This window comes from Streptomyces sp. CNB091, assembly GCF_000377965.1.
The window spans coordinates 58,523-73,294 of the sequence record NZ_KB899001.1; the positions used below are offsets into that span (position 1 = coordinate 58,523).

Here is a 14,772-nt window from a genome sequence, read left to right on the forward strand (position 1 = left end):
CAAACGGGAGGAAGAGGGCGAGAGGGGACGGTCAGCGCCGTCAGTCCTAGGCCGAAGGGCTGATCACTTCGGAGCACTCCTGCTGTTAGCCTGCTCTTGCATATAACTTGCAATAACAACTGGACGGCATTCCCAGCAGTCGGAGGGCTCGCATCATGGCCACGTACACGCTCCCGGAACTCCCGTACGACTACGCGGCGCTCGAACCGGTCATCAACCCGCAGATCATCGAGCTGCACCACGACAAGCACCACGCCGCGTACGTCAAGGGTGCGAACGACACCCTGGAGCAGCTGGAAGAGGCCCGCGACAAGGAGGCCTGGGGTGCGATCAACGGCCTTCAGAAGAACCTCGCGTTTCACCTCTCCGGCCACATCCTGCACTCGATCTACTGGCACAACATGACCGGCGACGGCGGCGGCGAGCCCCTCGCGGCGGACGGCGTGGGCGACCTCGCCGACGCGATCACCGAGTCCTTCGGCTCCTACGCGGGCTTCAAGTCCCAGCTGACGAAGGCCGCGGCGACCACCCAGGGTTCCGGCTGGGGCGTGCTCGCGTACGAGCCCGTGAGCGGGAAGCTGATCGTCGAGCAGGTCTACGACCACCAGGGCAACGTCGGCCAGGGCTCGGTCCCGGTCCTCGTGTTCGACGCCTGGGAGCACGCCTTCTACCTGCAGTACAAGAACCAGAAGGTGGACTTCATCGAGGCGATGTGGCGGGTCGTCAACTGGCAGGACGTGGCGAAGCGTTACGCCGCCGCCAAGGAGCGTGCGGACGTGCTGCTGCTCGCCCCCTGACCGGCGACCGGCGCACCGCACCACCACGGACGTCCTGCCTCGTGATCGTCTTCTCAACCTTCACCACGGCAGGCGGATGAACGGAGAGCCCTCGCGAGGACCTGACTCGCGGGGGCTTTCCCATGGCAGCTACTTAGCTGTTTAGCTCATGTACTAAACATGCACACATGGAATCACCCGCCATTCCGGCCGACGAAGAGGCGAGCGCCTTCCGCGCGCTCGCCGACCCCACCCGCCGCCAGATCCTGGAGGATCTGCGGGGCGGCGAGCTGGCCGCCGGCGAGATCGCGAGCCGGTTCCCGATCAGCGCCCCGTCCATCTCGCGCCACCTGGGTGTGCTCAAGGGGGCCGGGCTCGTCACGGAGCGCCGGGACGCCAACCGCATCCTCTACTCCCTCGCCGAGGAACGGCTGGCCCTGTGCGTGGGGCGCTTCCTCAGCGCCGTGTGCCCCGAGCAGATCGTGCTCCGCAACACCAAGTGGCGCTCCGCGCCGGAAGGCGACGCCTCATGATCCGGCCCCGGCTCTCCAGTGTCATCGAACGCCGCCTCCTGGTGAACTACCGGGTCGACCGTCACGTCGCGGCGGCCCTGCTGCCCGCGCCGCTGCGGCCCCAACTGGTGCGCGGTCAGGCGGTTGCCGGGATCTGCCTGCTGCGTATCGGTGGCGTCCGTCCCGCCTGGGCCCCTGCCGCGACCGGGCTGACCAGTGAGAACGCGGCGCACCGGATCGCCGTGGAGTGGGACGGGCCGGACGGCGTCGAGCGCGGCGTCTACATCCCGCGCCGCGACACCGCCTCCCGCCTCAACGCCTTCGCGGGCGGGCGGATCTACCCGGGCGAGCACGGCCGCGCGGACTTCACGGTGCGGGAGGACGCCGACTCCGTACGGGTGGCCTTCGCGACCCGGGACGGCGAGGTGGAGGTGGACGCGACCGTGGAGCCCGCCGACGAACTGCGCGGCAGCGGGCTGTTCACGGACCTGGCGGAGGCGTCGGAGTTCTTCCGCCTCGGCAGCCGGGGCCTCTCCCCCAACACCGGCGGGGACCACCTGGACGTCCTCGAACTGTCCACGGACGCCTGGAAGGTGACGGCGGGCCGGCCCCGTTCCGTACGGTCCTCGTTCTTCGAGGACCTGGACCGCTTCCCGCCGGGCAGCGCGGTGCTGGACAGCGCGCTGGTGATGCGGGGCGTGGCGGCGGACTGGTCGCAGGGGGAGCCGTTCCGGCTGGGGTGCGGGGCGGGGGCGGGGGCCGCGTAAGGGCGGCTGTGCAGGGGGCCGCGCACGGGGGCCGAGCAGGGGGCGGCGGGCCGTCCCGGCCGGGCGGGAAATTGCGCGCACCCCGCCGGGCCCGGATGCCACGATGATCTACGCCCGTCCGCCCGTACCTCCTCTCCCTCCCCGGAAGCGACCTCATGACTTCTGCCCCCGCGCCCGTCCCTGCCGACCCCACCGTCCTGCACCCGATGCCCGGCCAGCCGCGCGTGGTGCAGCTGAAGCCCCTGGTCACCTCACCGCTGATCGAGGCCGGGGAGTACTCGTACTACGACGACCCCGAGCACGCCACGGAGTTCGAGACCCGCAACGTGCTCTACCACTACGGGCCGGAGCGCCTGGTGATCGGGAAGTTCTGCGCGTTCGGCACAGGGGTGCGGTTCATCATGAACGGCTCCAACCACCGTATGGACGGACCGTCCACATTCCCGTTCCCGACGCTGGGCGGCTCCTGGTCGGACCACTTCGACCTGCTGACGGGTCTCCCCAACCGGGGTGACACCGTGATCGGCAACGACGTCTGGATCGGCTACGAGGCCGTGATCATGCCGGGGGTCCGCATCGGGCACGGCGCGATCATCAGCTCGCGGTCCGTGGTGGTCTCGGACGTCCCGGACTACGGCATCGTCGGCGGCAACCCGGCCCGCCTGATCCGCACCCGGTACGAGGAGGCGGACATCGCGCGCCTGCTGGCGGTGGCCTGGTGGGACTGGCCGGCGGACCACCTGACGCGCCATATCCGTACGGTGATGTCGGGCACGGTGACGGAGCTGGAGGCGGCGGCGCCGGGGGCGCCTCGGGCCTGAACGGTTCCGGGCCGGCCCCGTCGGCGGGGCCTTACCGGCGGGGCTCCGGCACCGCCCGTGCGGGGTGCGTCGAGCCTCTTCTGCATCACGCGGAGACTCTGCCAGGCTCTGTGCGGTGAGGTGCCCTTCGTGCGGCCGCACCGGACGTCACGGCACGTCCGAGCGCGCTGCCCCGACCCCCGTCTCCGGGCCGATCCGTCAGCCGCCGAAGGTGCCCGCCTTCACGCCGTCAATGAACGCGGCCCAGTGGCCGGGGCCGAAGAACTGGAGCCCGGCGGCCGGGTCCTTGCTGTCGCGGACGGCGCGGCCGCCGTTGGCGGTGTGGGCGACCTCGACGCACTCGTTGGCCGATCCGCCGCCGGAGAACGACGATTTGGCGAAAGGGCTGACGACTTCCTGGCTGGTCACGATTCCTCATTCTCCGCAGTGATGCCGCTCATGATCTTCCGGATAAAGGCGATGCTCTGATCCGGAGTGAGAGCCGCAGACCTGAGCGCGTCAAATGCGTGGACGTACCCCGCCATGTCTCCATGATCTTCCAGAATCACGCTGTTGACCAGTGTGTCCTGCACGATGGCTTCGGGCGACGCCTCATACGCGTAGGACAGCGCCACGAACGCGGGAGCGGCCCTGGCTGCCGCCCACTCGCTCTGGGGCAGCACTTGAATGGTCATGTTGGGCTGCTTGGCCATCTTGATGAGGTGTGCCAGCTGATCTCGGTGAACGGTCGCCGAAGGCATCGGGCCAGCGATCGCCGGCTCCCATATGACAGCGGCGAACCGTGCACCCGACTCCTCGAAGACTCGTCGCCGCTCCTGCCGCACCTTGACGACGTCGTCGGCCGCTTCATCGCTGATGACCTCAGGGTTGGCCTCGGTCAAAGCCCTTGTGTAGTCCGGCGTCTGGAGCAGCCCAGGGATGAACACCGGCTGCCAGGCTCGGATGTACGTCGCGTCCGTCTCCAACGACAGAAAGTCACCCAGCCGCTGGAGCGTAGGCGACTGAAAGGGGAAGTTGAGCCACCAGCCGCGCTTGTTGCTGTCGCGCGCCAGCTTCTCCAGCCGCCTGCGCTCGACCTCATCCTCGACCCCATAGAGGTCAAGGAGCACACGAACGTCCCCGATACGTGCACTAACCGTGCCGGACTCGATTCTGCTGATCTTGGCAGTAGAACAATCGACCGCTTCAGCGGCATGCTCCTGATCGAGCCGTGCGTTGAGCCGTAGCCGCTTGAGCGTGGACCCCAACCTCCGACTGCGCACTGTGGGCTTCCCACCTGCGGGCATAGCTCCCCCTCTCCCTTCCGGCCAGTCTGCCTGGCAACCGTTCGCTCTCGCTAGCGAGTTGCCTCGGACGAGTGAATGCAAGCTTGCACTACAGATTTGCTTGCCTTGCGTCTCACTCGACCCCTAGCGTGGATTGCGTCACACCGAGTGCTGATTCCAGCACACTTGGTGATCTTGGTTCCGCCTGCCCACGACCTTGGGGGACGTATGTCCGGGCGCACAGACAGCAAGAGGTTCCGAGTCCGCAGGGACTCCGTCTCCGCCGCTCGACGGCACGTCAGAACAGTCCTGATCGGGTGGAAACTCGGCGGACTCGCCGACGACGCGACGCTGATCACCAGCGAGTTGGCCACCAACGTCATCGCCCACGCCAAAGGCACCGGCGACTACTTCGAGTTGGGTTTACGGCGTCGGAACGGCGTACTGATCCTGGAGGTCGCCGACTCCTACCAGTGGCTGATGCCGGAGCTCCGCAAGCCCAGCGACGACGAGACGTCCGGCCGGGGCCTGCTCATCGTCGACGCGCTCGCCGAGCGGTGGGGCGTACGACCGCGCAACCCCGGAAAGACCGTCTGGGTCCACCTGCCCGTCCGGACCCGCCTCCTGTGAAGTCCCCCCTGCGCCGCCCACCTGCGTCGCCTCCGCCCTCGCCCTTCGCCGAGCGCGTACGCATCGAGGCCGATCCCGCGTACCGGGACCGGTACTTCCCCGGACTGAGCGCCGCAATCGCGCAGCGGGGCCACTGGCGCTCGGCCGAGGTGGACGCGCTGGTCCGGCGGCTGAGGTCGCCGCCGTAGGAGCCGCGCGGCAGACGTCAGCAGGAGAGCAACCGGCCAGCACCAGCACCAGCACCAGCACCAGCACCAGCACGGAGGTACACGAAGATGAGCACGATGACGCACACGCCCGCACCGTGGGGCACGAGCCGAATGGGACCGTACGAGGACACCGTCGCCGTCCCGCAGTTCGCCCCCGTACTCGACACCGATACGCAGATCGCCCTGGTCGTCGATGAGAACGGCCGCGCGGTCGAGATGGGCGGCCACGGCACCAGCACCAGCGGGCTGACGCCGACCCACACCACCCCGGGCGACTGTTTCTCGTCCCCGACACGCTGATCACCCATGTCGTACGGGATGCGCGGGAGTTCACCGCGCAGCACAGAGGCGGAGTTGTCTACAAGCCCGTGTGGAACACGCCCTACCGCGTGGCCGGCCAACCTCACAGCGTCTGGGTCCGCGAAGTGCGTGAGCAGGAGATCACCGACGCCGTGGCCATCTGTCCCCACCTCTTCCAGGCCCGGGTGGACAAGGCGTTCGACGTGCGGGTCACCTGCGTCGGGCCGTGGCTGTCCGGGGTGAGGATCGACAGTCACGATCTGGACTGGCGGCGTCGGCAGGATCTGATGCGGTGCGGACCCGTGGACGTACCCGAAGCGGTGGGAAAGTCCGTCCACGCCTACCTCGCCCACTTCCGTCTGGTCTACGGGGCGTTCGACTTCGCCGTAGCCCGGGACGGGACCTGGTACTTCCTCGAATGCAACCCCAACGGGCAGTGGGCCTGGCAGCCGCCCGAAACCACCCATGGCATCGCCCACGCGCTTGCCGATCAGCTGGAGAAAGGCTCCGACGCATGAGTAGCTCCGCTCACCTGCGTACCGTCCTCGCGGACGCGCTCACCGAGGACGGGGCGCTCACCGACCCCGCATGGCGCGATGCCGCCCTGGCAGTTCCCCGGGAGCTGTTCCTCAGCTCCTACTTCGTACAGCTCCCCGACAGCGTCCCTACCAGCTACCGGCCCGTTCACCAGGGTGAGGACGGGTGGCTGGAAGGGATCTACACCGACCGGACGCTCATCACCCAGCTCGACGGCCGTGTCCGGCCCGGCGATGTGACGGACGGCGGCGGCGTCACGGGCGATCCGACGTCGTCGTCGACCCTGCCGTCGCTCGTGCTGCGTATGTGGCAGCAGCTCGAAGTGGAGTCCGGACAACGCGTGTTGGAGGTCGGCACGGGGACCGGCTACTCAACCGCCCTCGGCGCGCACCGCCTCGGCGACGACCGGCTGACCAGCGTCGAGTACGACCCCGTGGTCGGCCGGGCCGCAGCCTCCGGCCTCAAGGAAGCCGGGTACGCGCCGCGCCTGGTCGTCGGGGACGGTCTGCGGGGCGACCCGGACGCGGGCCCGAGCACGTACGACCGCCTGATCGCCACGTGCTCGGTCCGGTACGTCCCCCTGGCCTGGCTGCACCAGGTGAAGCCGGGCGGGAAGATCCTGGTCACCCTCTCCGGCTGGGGCTACGCGTCCGGGCTGGCACTCCTCACCGTGACCGGGCCCGGGAGCGCGACGGGACGGTTCCTGCCCGGGTTCACCAGCTTCATGATCGCCCGCCCGGACGACCGGCCGCCGCGCCCGGCCCTGGCCCTGCTGCCCGGCGAAAAGCGGCCGAGCCGGATCGATCCGGCGGTGATCGGGACGTGGACGGGCAGCTGGGTTGCCCAGCTCGCCGCTCCGGCTGCGGAACGCATGGGGGCGGGTGCGGAGCAGATCCTCTGGGACGTCTCCACCGGATCGCAGGCGCGGACGGCGCTCGGACCCGACGGCGGGTGGACGGTCGTACAGCGCGGTCCCGTACGCCTGTGGGACCGGGTCGAGACCGCGATCCGGCTCTGGCAGGCAGCGGGAGAGCCGCACCAGGAGGGCTTCGGCATCACGGTCTCGGCTGACCGGCAGCGGGTGTGGATCGGCTCCGAGGACGGTACGGGGTGGAACCTGCCGATGTGAGACCGTGCCCCGCCCCCCGCACTTTCCGGAGGCCACGGGCGGAGCTTCGTGCCGCCCGTGGCCTCCGGGAGGAGAACAGAAGAGACCTGTCCCGTGCTGCAATGCACCGCCGTCACCGACGTACCGTTCTACGAGGCGCTCCTCGCGCTCGCCACCATGGAAGGCGGTCCCGAGCACCCGCCCGACGTCCTCGCCCAGGACGACTTCGTCCTCTGCGAACTGGGCGAGCACGACGAGGCCGCCGAGCACGCCGCCCACGTCTGGACCGCCGATGTCCCCGACGACGACCGGGACCTGTGGCTCCTGTGGACCGGCACCGGCGCCCACCGTGTCTACCGGTTCGACACTCTGCCCCTGTGCCCCGCCCTCCTCCGCGACCTGGTCGCTCGCGCCGTCACCTCGTGCGCGTACCTCGACCACCACCCCGGCCCGCACTCCTGGGCCGTGACCGACCCGCTCGGCGACCTCATCACCGAGCACATCCACCGCGAAGTCCGGCGGCTCACGGCCGGGGAAGGCTCCACCGAAACCGGTACCGACGCGGACACCGACGCCGACCGCCCCTGACCGCCCGCTCAGGCCGGCCTCAGGCTGACCCCTTCGCGCCCGCCGGCCACCACCGCGCACGCCTCCTCGTCGGTCACGCCGTCCTCCGCCGTCAGCTCGATCAGCGCGTCCAGCCGGTCGCGGGCGGCCAGGAGGGCGGCGGCTGCCTCGTCGATGCGGGCGCGTTCGCGGTGCAGGTCGGGGAGCATGCTGGAGCAGGCGGGCTCCAGGATGCGGCCCTCGTCGACCATGCAGGGCAGCAGCTCCGCGATGACGGCCGTGTTGAGACCTGCGGCCAGCAGCATGCGGATGCCCCGTACGGTCACGACGTCCGCTTCCTCGTACTCGCGGTAGCCGCTCGGGCGACGGGCCGGGCGCAGCAGGCCCTGCTCCTCGTAGTAGCGCAGCAAACGCTGACTGACGCCCGTCCGTCGGGAGAACTCCCCCATGCGCATATGACGACCACCACATTCGGTTGACTCTCACACCGGTGTGAGACAGCAGCCTATTGCGCATGACACATCAGTCTTCAACACGCCCGCAGGACAACCCCGTTACCGTCGTCGGTCTCGGCCCCATGGGGATCGCCCTCGCCGGAGCCCTTCTGAAGAACGGCCATCCCACCACCGTCTGGAACCGCACCCCGGACAAGGCCAGGGATCTCGTCGCCCGGGGCGCGCGGCTCGCGGCGTCCGTGGCCGACGCCGTGGCCGCCGGCCCTCTCACCGTCGTCTGCCTCAAGGACTACGCGACGCTGTACGAGGTGCTCGACCCCGCCGGAGGCGCGGCGGCGGGTCGGACCTTGGTCAACCTCAACTCCGGTACGCCGAACGAGGCGCACGCGGCGGCCTCGTGGGCGGCCGAGCGAGACGTCACCTACCTGGACGGGGCGGTCATGGTGCCGCCGCCCCTCGTCGGGGACCCCGGATCCGTCTTTCTCTTCAGCGGTCCGCGCGAGGTCTTCGACGCCCACCGGGCCACACTGGCAAGCCTGGGCGCCCCCCGGTACCTCGGCTCCGATCCCGGGCTCGCGGTGCTCCACAACGCGGCGCTGCTCGGCCTGATGTACGCGACGATGAACGGCTTCCTGCACGCCACCGCGCTCGTCGGCTCGGCGGGCGTCCCGGCCGCGGAGTTCGCCGATCTCGCGGTGAACTGGTTCCTGCCCACGGTGGTGGACGCGACCCTCGTCGAGCAGGCGCCGGATCTGGACGCGGGCCACTACCCGGGCGATTTCGGCACCATGCACATGAACCTGAACGCGCTGGAGCACATCGCCCTCACCTGCGAGGAGCAGGGCGTGCACGCGGGGCAGCCGCGGCTGATGCGGGAGATCGCGGCACAGGCCATCGAGGAGGGCCACGGCGGGTCGAACTACCTGGCCGTTTACGAGGTGTTCAAAAAGGCGGCGGAGCCGGGCGCGCGGTAGCGGCGGTGGGGCCCGGCGGGTCCCAGGAACCCTGCCGGGCTGTCCCGCTGTTGCCGGCGCGGCAGCCCTCAGGTCAGTGGCTTCCGGCGTCGGAGAGGCAGAACTCGTTGCCCTCCGGATCCCTGAGGACCGTCCAGGACATTCCCTGCATCGACTGCTCGCCGACGACGGTCGCGCCCAGCTTCGCCAGGCGCTCCACGTCGGCCGGGCGGTCGGGCGAGGAGAAGTCGACGTGGACCCGGTTCTTGGCGGCCTTGGGCTCGGGCACCCGCTGGAAGCCGAGGACCAGCGGGGTCGCCGCGAGGACGACGAACGCGTCGTAGTCCTGCGGCGGCTCCTCGACGCCCAGCGCCTCGGCCCACCAGGCGGCCAAGGTCTGGGGGTCGGCACAGTCGATCGTGATCATTTCCGGTGAGATACGCATGCCTCTCACCGTACGGCGCACCGCTGACAACGGGCCGGAAGTCGGCCTCCGGCCCGTTGTCGGCCCGCCTCAGGCCGGCGCGATCTCCAGCAGCGGGAGTTCGCGGCCCGGGATGGAGCCGGACGGGGTGACGCCGATCCGGACCGCGCCCATGGCCCGGTAGAAGCGCTCCGCGTTCGGGTCGGCGTCGATGGTGAGGCGGGTGAAGCCGAGGCGGCGGGCCTCGTCCATCGTGTGGGCGAACAGCCGTCGCCCGACCCCCCTGCCGATGGTGTCCGGCTCGACGAACATCATCCCGAGCGCGCCCCTCGGCGGCTCCCCGTCCAGGGTGGTGAAGCCCAGGATCCGGCCGTCCTCCTCGGCCACCGCCGTCCGCCGGGCCGCCACGTCCGCCGGGCGGACGGTCAACTCCTCGCGGCAGGCGGCCAGGAACTCCGCGTCGTACCCCCAGTGGCCCTTCGACCGGAGGGCCAGCTCGGTCAGTGCGGCGGCTTCGGCCGCCTCGCCAGCGCGTATCCGCATGGGGTCATCGTCCCCCGTGCGGATACGCACGGCCACGGATTTACGCGGATGCGGACCTGCGCGGACACGCGCGGCCATGGGCCGGCACGGCCACGGATTCGCCCGCGGCTACGGGCGACCATGGACCTGCGCGGACACGCGCGGCGACGGACCCGGCCGACGTCAGTCGAAGATCGGGTCCTGCGTCCGGGTCCGCTTGATCTCGTAGAAGCCCGGGATCGAGGCGACCAGCAGCGTGCCGTCCCAGAGCTTCGCCGCCTCCTCGCCCTTGGGGGCGGGGGTGACGACCGGGCCGAAGAAGGCGATCTGCTCGCCGTCCGCGCCGGGAACGGCGATGACCGGGGTGCCGACCTCCTGGCCGACCTTGTCGATGCCCTCCTTGTGGGAGGCGCGCAGCTCGGTGTCGTACCGGTCGGAGTCGGCGTAGTCCGCGAGGTCGGCGGGGAGGCCGACGTCCTTCAGCGCGGCGGCCACCGCCTCGCGGGTGGGGCCCTCGCCGTTGTTGTGGAAGCGGGTGCCGAGTGCGGTGTAGAGGGGGCCGACGACCGCGTCGCCGTGGAGCTGCCGGGCGGCGACGACGACCCGGACCGGGCCCCAGGCCTTGTTCTCCAGGAGGTCGCGGTACTCCTCGGGCAGCTCGTCCAGCTTGTCCTCGTTCAGGACGGCCAGGCTCATCACGTGCCAGCGGACCTCCACATCGCGGACCTTCTCCACTTCCAGCATCCAGCGCGAGGTCATCCACGCCCAGGGGCAGAGGGGGTCGAACCAGAAGTCGACCGGGGTCTTGCCGTTGGCCGGGGTGTTCTCGGACATGTCTCTCCTCAGAAGGGCGTGTGACATCTGCGGGCGAGAACGCCTCCGGACGGACGGCCATTCCCTGCATGCGGCCCCGAGAAGGCGCGTGCAAGGATCAATGGGTTCGAACACGACACATTGACGCGCGTCACGAAGGAGTGCCCGTGCCCGGTGAAAACCTGTCCCGCGACGAGGCCCAGAAGAGGGCCGAGCTGCTGACCGTCGACGGATACGAGGTCGAACTCGACCTGCGGTCCGCCGTCGGCGAGCCCGAGGGGGCCGACGGGGGCGACGGGGAGTCCGGTCCGCGGACGTTCCGGTCGCTCACCACGATCCGGTTCCGCTCCGCCCGGGCGGGCGCCTCGACCTTCGCCGACCTGGTGGCCCCGGGTGTGGACGCGGTGACGCTGAACGGGACGGCCCTCGACCCGGCCGTCGTGTTCGACGGGACCCGGGTGGCGCTCGACGGGCTCGTCGAGGGCGAGAACGTCCTCGTGGTCGACGCCCGCTGCGCGTACAGCCGGACCGGCGAGGGCATGCACCGCTTCGTCGACCCGGAGGACGGCGAGGTCTACCTCTACACGCAGTACGAGCCGGCCGACGCCCGCCGGGTCTTCGCCAACTTCGAGCAGCCCGACCTGAAGGCCCCCTACCGCTTCCGGGTGGCGGCCCCCGCCGGCTGGCGGGTCTGGTCCAACGGGGCCGAGGAGTCGGAGAAGGACGGGGTGTGGGCCTTCGCCGAGACGAAGCCGATCTCCACGTACATCACGGCCGTCGTCGCCGGCCCGTACCACTACGTCAGCGATCACTACAGCCGTACGTTCGACGACGGCACCACGCTGGAGATCCCGCTCGGCGCGATGTGCCGCAAGGGGCTCGCGAAGCACTTCGACGCGGACGACGTCTTCCTGATCACCAAGCAGGGCCTGGACTTCTTCCACGACCACTTCGACTACCCGTACCCCTTCGGGAAGTACGACCAGGCGTTCGTGCCCGAGTACAACCTCGGCGCCATGGAGAACCCGGGGATGGTCACCTTCCGCGAGGAGTACATCTACCGGGGCAAGGTCACCTCGGCCGCCTACGAGCGGCGTGCCAACGTCATCCTGCACGAGATGGCGCACATGTGGTTCGGCGACCTGGTCACCATGGAGTGGTGGGACGACCTGTGGCTGAAGGAGTCCTTCGCGGACTTCATGGGCTCCTTCTCGATGGTCGAGGCGACCCGCTTCACCAACGGCTGGATCACCTTCGCCAACAACCGCAAGGCGTGGGCCTACCGCGCCGACCAGCTGCCCTCCACGCACCCCATCACGGCGGACATCCGTGACCTGGAGGACGCCAAGCTGAACTTCGACGGGATCACGTACGCCAAGGGCGCCTCCGTGCTCAAGCAGCTGGTGGCGTACGTGGGGCGGGACGCGTTCCTCGAAGGCGCCCGGCGCTACTTCAAGAGCCACGCCTACGGCAACACGCGCCTGGGCGACCTGCTGTCGGTGCTGGCCGAGACGTCCGGCCGCGACATGACGGCCTGGTCGCGCTCGTGGCTCCAGACGGCGGGCGTCAACGTGCTCACCCCCGTGCCGACGTACGACGCGGACGGAAGGCTGGCCGAACTGACCGTCGTCCAGGAGGCCGCCGCCTCGCACCCGGAGCTGCGACCGCACCGCGTCGCGGTCGGCCTGTACCGGCGTACGCCGGAGGGCGAGCTGACGCGTTACGCGCGCGCCGAGGTGGACGTGGCCGGCGAGCGGAGCGTGGTGGAGGCCCTGGCCGGCTCCGAGCGGCCCGATCTGATCCTGGTCAACGACGACGACCTCACGTACTGCAAGGTCCGCTTCGACGAGGGGTCGCTGGCCACGCTGCGCGACCACCTGGGCGCGATCACGGACCCGCTGGCCCGTGCCCTGTGCTGGTCGGCCCTGTGGAACCTGACCCGGGACGCATCGATGCCGGCCCGCGACTTCGTCGCGCTGGTGCTGGCACACGCCGGGCGCGAGAGCGACATCGGCGTCCTCCAGATGCTGCACGCCTGGGCGCAGTCCGCGCTGGTCAACTACGCGGCCCCCGACTGGCGCGAGGAAGGCGGCCGGGCGCTGGCCGACGGCGCGCTGCGCGAGCTGCGGAGCGCCGAGCCGGGCAGCCAGCACCAGCTGACCTGGGCCCGCTTCTTCGCGGCGGTCTCCTCGTCCGAGGAGGACTACCTGCTGCTGGGCGGGCTGCTGGAGGGCACGGCCCGGATCGACGGTCTCGACGTCGACCAGGAGCTGCGCTGGTCCTTCCTCTCCCCGCTGGCCTCGCACGGCGTGGCGAACGAGACGGCGATCGACGCCGAGCTGGCCCGCGACGACACCGCCTCCGGCAAGCGCCACCACGTACGGTGCCTGGCCTCGCGCCCCTCGGAGGCGGTCAAGGCGCAGGCGTGGGCGGCGGTCGTGGAGTCGGACAAGCTGTCCAACGCGCTGGTCGAGGCGACGATCGCCGGCTTCGGGCAGCCCTCCCAGCGGGAGCTGCTCGCCCCGTACGCGCACCGCTACTTCGAGGTGATCGAGCGGATCTGGGCGGAGCGGTCCATCCAGATCGGCATGCACGTGGTGCGGGGGATGTTCCCCGGCCTCCAGGACAGCCCCGCGACCCTCGCGGCGGCCGACGCCTGGCTGGGTGAGCACGAGGACGCCGCCCCGGCGCTGCGGCGTCTGGTGCTGGAGGCCCGGGACGATCTCGCGCGGGCGCTGCGCGGCCAGGAGTGCGACCGGGCCGCCGCCTGAGCCGGTACGGATGAGGGGGCGCTCGGGCGGGGCGTGCGTGCGGCGTGAAAGCGGCGCTCGTACACCCGCCCGAGACGCCCCTCCCCCGATTCCCGGCGCGACGGCCCTTTTCGGTTGTCGAACGTCCGTACTTTAGGACGGCGTTGTCCGGGATTGTCGACGGGCGTGTAACAGGGGTTAGGGCCCCCTCCACGGGCGGGAAACCCCGGGACATGACCCAGAACGCCCCGCTCTCCCCCCGTCTCCCCGGCCTCTCCCTCCACCCCGAGGACGTCACGCACCGTGTCCTGTCCGCCGCCCAGTTGAGGGCGCGGGGTGTGTCCGCCGCGCAGACGTCCGCCCAGTGCCTGCCCGGTGGCCCCTGGCAGCACCTGCTGCCGGGCGTCTATCTGCTGCACCCGGGCCCGCCCACCGGCCGGGAGCGGCTGCGCGGGGCGCTGCTCTACGCGGGGCGTCCGCCGGCCTCCGCGCGGCGCGCTCCGGCGGGCCCCTCGGACGCGGGGTACGGCGAGTCGATGCTCACCGGGGTGGCCGCGCTCGCGCTGCACGGCTTCGACGCGGCCGGGGACGTGGAGGCGCTGCACCGGATCGACGTGCTGGTCCCGCGCACCCGGCGGCTGCGGTCCACCCGGTTCGTGGAGGTGCTGCGGACCGCCTCGATGCCGGACCCGGTGCGGGTGGGCGAGGTGCCCGTCGCCCCGGTGGAGCGGGCCCTGGCGGACGCGGTCGCGGCCACGGCCGACGCGGCCGTCGTCCGGCGGCTGCTGACCGAGGCGGTACGCGAAGGGCACTGCGAACCGGCCGCCGTGGTACGCGAGTTGAGCGAGGCGAGGCTGCTGGGGCGGCCCGCCGTGGTGGGCGCGGTCGATGCGCTGCTGGCCGAGGGGCGGGCGGCGGCGGAGGCGATGCTGTACGCGATGGTGCGTGAGCACGGGCTCCCGGAGCCGCTGTGGAACGTGGAGCTGCGGCTGCCGGGCGGGCCCCGGCTCGGCGGGGTCGACGCCTACTGGCCCGACCAGGCCGTGGCGGTGGAGCTGGACGCCCGCGCACCCCGGTACGGCGTGCCGGGACGGAGGAGCCGGGCGGAGGCGGACCCGCAATGGTCCGCGTACGCCGCGAAGCGGGAGCATCTGGAACGGCTCGGGATCACGGTCGTCCGCCTCTCGCCGAGGAAGCTGCGCGAGGCGGCGGACCAGCAGGCGACGGTGGTGCGGACGGCGCTGATGGCGGCGGCGGACCGGGAGCCGGCGGCGTACGTGATGGTGCTGCCGCGCTGAGAGGGGCCCCCGGACCCACGGCTGTTCCCGGCCACCGACGCGTACGCCGTCGGCCACCGACCCGT

At 70.9% G+C, this 14,772-nt stretch carries 19 protein-coding genes; 13 read left to right on the forward strand and 6 right to left on the reverse strand.

The window, feature by feature from the left end; translation table 11 throughout:
- Positions 1–155: 155 nt before the first annotated feature.
- The 4 genes from D581_RS0121220 to D581_RS0121235 all read left to right on the forward strand — a co-directional run bounded on the left by D581_RS0121220 (position 156) and on the right by D581_RS0121235 (position 2,876).
- Positions 156–797 carry a superoxide dismutase gene (locus D581_RS0121220; protein ID WP_018959211.1) on the forward strand — a complete coding sequence of 214 codons (642 nt, stop codon included), beginning with the start codon at positions 156–158 and terminating at the stop codon, positions 795–797.
- Positions 798–964: 167 nt separating this feature from the next.
- Positions 965–1,309: a metalloregulator ArsR/SmtB family transcription factor gene (locus D581_RS0121225; RefSeq protein ID WP_018959212.1), complete on the forward strand. Its 345-nt coding sequence runs from the start codon at positions 965–967 to the stop codon at positions 1,307–1,309.
- The gene (locus D581_RS0121230) at positions 1,306–2,055 is read left to right on the forward strand and encodes a DUF2071 domain-containing protein (protein ID WP_018959213.1); all 750 of its coding nucleotides are present in this window, start codon (positions 1,306–1,308) and stop codon (positions 2,053–2,055) included. Before D581_RS0121225 ends, D581_RS0121230 begins: the two co-directional genes overlap by 4 nt.
- Before the next feature lie 155 nt (positions 2,056–2,210).
- The gene (locus D581_RS0121235) at positions 2,211–2,876 is read left to right on the forward strand and encodes a CatB-related O-acetyltransferase (protein WP_018959214.1); all 666 of its coding nucleotides are present in this window, start codon (positions 2,211–2,213) and stop codon (positions 2,874–2,876) included.
- Between the two features lie 198 nt (positions 2,877–3,074).
- Here D581_RS0121235 and D581_RS0121240 read toward each other — a convergent pair whose 3' ends face one another.
- Together D581_RS0121240 and D581_RS0121245 are read right to left on the reverse strand one after the other, a co-directional pair.
- Positions 3,075–3,284 (reverse strand): DUF397 domain-containing protein, encoded by a 210-nt coding sequence (locus D581_RS0121240; protein WP_018959215.1) that lies wholly within the window; start codon positions 3,282–3,284, stop codon positions 3,075–3,077.
- A complete protein-coding gene (locus D581_RS0121245; RefSeq protein ID WP_026290753.1) occupies positions 3,281–4,162 on the reverse strand; it encodes a helix-turn-helix domain-containing protein in 882 nt (293 codons plus the stop codon). The genes D581_RS0121240 and D581_RS0121245 overlap by 4 nt, the downstream gene beginning before the upstream one ends.
- Positions 4,163–4,369: 207 nt before the next feature.
- On the opposite strand from D581_RS0121245, the gene D581_RS01000000137510 reads away from it, so the two are divergent.
- The 6 genes from D581_RS01000000137510 to D581_RS0121275 all read left to right on the forward strand — a co-directional run bounded on the left by D581_RS01000000137510 (position 4,370) and on the right by D581_RS0121275 (position 7,513).
- Entirely contained in the window at positions 4,370–4,771 is a 402-nt protein-coding gene (locus tag D581_RS01000000137510) for an ATP-binding protein (RefSeq protein WP_018959217.1), read from the forward strand.
- Positions 4,768–4,959, forward strand: coding sequence for a hypothetical protein (locus D581_RS0121255; protein ID WP_018959218.1), 192 nt, complete (start codon positions 4,768–4,770; stop codon positions 4,957–4,959). The genes D581_RS01000000137510 and D581_RS0121255 overlap by 4 nt, the downstream gene beginning before the upstream one ends.
- Before the next feature lie 87 nt (positions 4,960–5,046).
- Positions 5,047–5,280 carry a putative ATP-grasp-modified RiPP gene (gene tgmA, locus D581_RS0121260; protein ID WP_486585866.1) on the forward strand — a complete coding sequence of 78 codons (234 nt, stop codon included), beginning with the start codon at positions 5,047–5,049 and terminating at the stop codon, positions 5,278–5,280.
- Positions 5,281–5,369: 89 nt separating this feature from the next.
- Entirely contained in the window at positions 5,370–5,798 is a 429-nt protein-coding gene (locus D581_RS01000000137515; RefSeq protein WP_486585867.1) for an MvdC/MvdD family ATP grasp protein, read from the forward strand.
- Positions 5,795–6,946: an ATP-grasp peptide maturase system methyltransferase gene (gene tgmC / locus D581_RS0121270; protein WP_018959221.1), complete on the forward strand. Its 1,152-nt coding sequence runs from the start codon at positions 5,795–5,797 to the stop codon at positions 6,944–6,946. Before D581_RS01000000137515 ends, tgmC begins: the two co-directional genes overlap by 4 nt.
- A 93-nt stretch (positions 6,947–7,039) precedes the next feature.
- The gene (locus tag D581_RS0121275; protein ID WP_018959222.1) at positions 7,040–7,513 is read left to right on the forward strand and encodes a hypothetical protein; all 474 of its coding nucleotides are present in this window, start codon (positions 7,040–7,042) and stop codon (positions 7,511–7,513) included.
- Positions 7,514–7,521: 8 nt separating this feature from the next.
- Here the strand turns inward: D581_RS0121275 and D581_RS0121280 are convergent, their stop codons facing one another.
- Positions 7,522–7,947 carry a MerR family transcriptional regulator gene (locus D581_RS0121280; RefSeq protein WP_020679227.1) on the reverse strand — a complete coding sequence of 142 codons (426 nt, stop codon included), beginning with the start codon at positions 7,945–7,947 and terminating at the stop codon, positions 7,522–7,524.
- A gap of 59 nt (positions 7,948–8,006) precedes the next feature.
- Between D581_RS0121280 and D581_RS0121285 the strand changes: the two genes are divergently transcribed.
- Positions 8,007–8,921, forward strand: coding sequence for an NAD(P)-dependent oxidoreductase (locus D581_RS0121285; protein ID WP_026290755.1), 915 nt, complete (start codon positions 8,007–8,009; stop codon positions 8,919–8,921).
- Positions 8,922–8,994: 73 nt separating this feature from the next.
- Here D581_RS0121285 and D581_RS0121290 read toward each other — a convergent pair whose 3' ends face one another.
- The 3 genes from D581_RS0121290 to D581_RS0121300 all read right to left on the reverse strand — a co-directional run bounded on the left by D581_RS0121290 (position 8,995) and on the right by D581_RS0121300 (position 10,680).
- A complete protein-coding gene (locus tag D581_RS0121290; RefSeq protein WP_026290756.1) occupies positions 8,995–9,345 on the reverse strand; it encodes a VOC family protein in 351 nt (116 codons plus the stop codon).
- Positions 9,346–9,414: 69 nt separating this feature from the next.
- A complete protein-coding gene (locus D581_RS0121295; protein WP_018959226.1) occupies positions 9,415–9,867 on the reverse strand; it encodes a GNAT family N-acetyltransferase in 453 nt (150 codons plus the stop codon).
- Positions 9,868–10,029: 162 nt separating this feature from the next.
- Positions 10,030–10,680, reverse strand: coding sequence for a mycothiol-dependent nitroreductase Rv2466c family protein (locus tag D581_RS0121300; RefSeq protein ID WP_018959227.1), 651 nt, complete (start codon positions 10,678–10,680; stop codon positions 10,030–10,032).
- Positions 10,681–10,826: 146 nt separating this feature from the next.
- Here D581_RS0121300 and pepN point away from each other — a divergent pair, with 146 nt between their 5' ends.
- Complete coding sequence (gene pepN / locus D581_RS0121305; RefSeq protein ID WP_018959228.1) at positions 10,827–13,430, forward strand: aminopeptidase N; 2,604 nt, start codon at positions 10,827–10,829, stop codon at positions 13,428–13,430.
- 212 nt (positions 13,431–13,642) lie between these two features.
- Positions 13,643–14,707 (forward strand): hypothetical protein, encoded by a 1,065-nt coding sequence (locus D581_RS0121310; protein ID WP_018959229.1) that lies wholly within the window; start codon positions 13,643–13,645, stop codon positions 14,705–14,707.
- The last annotated feature ends 65 nt before the right edge of the window (positions 14,708–14,772 follow it).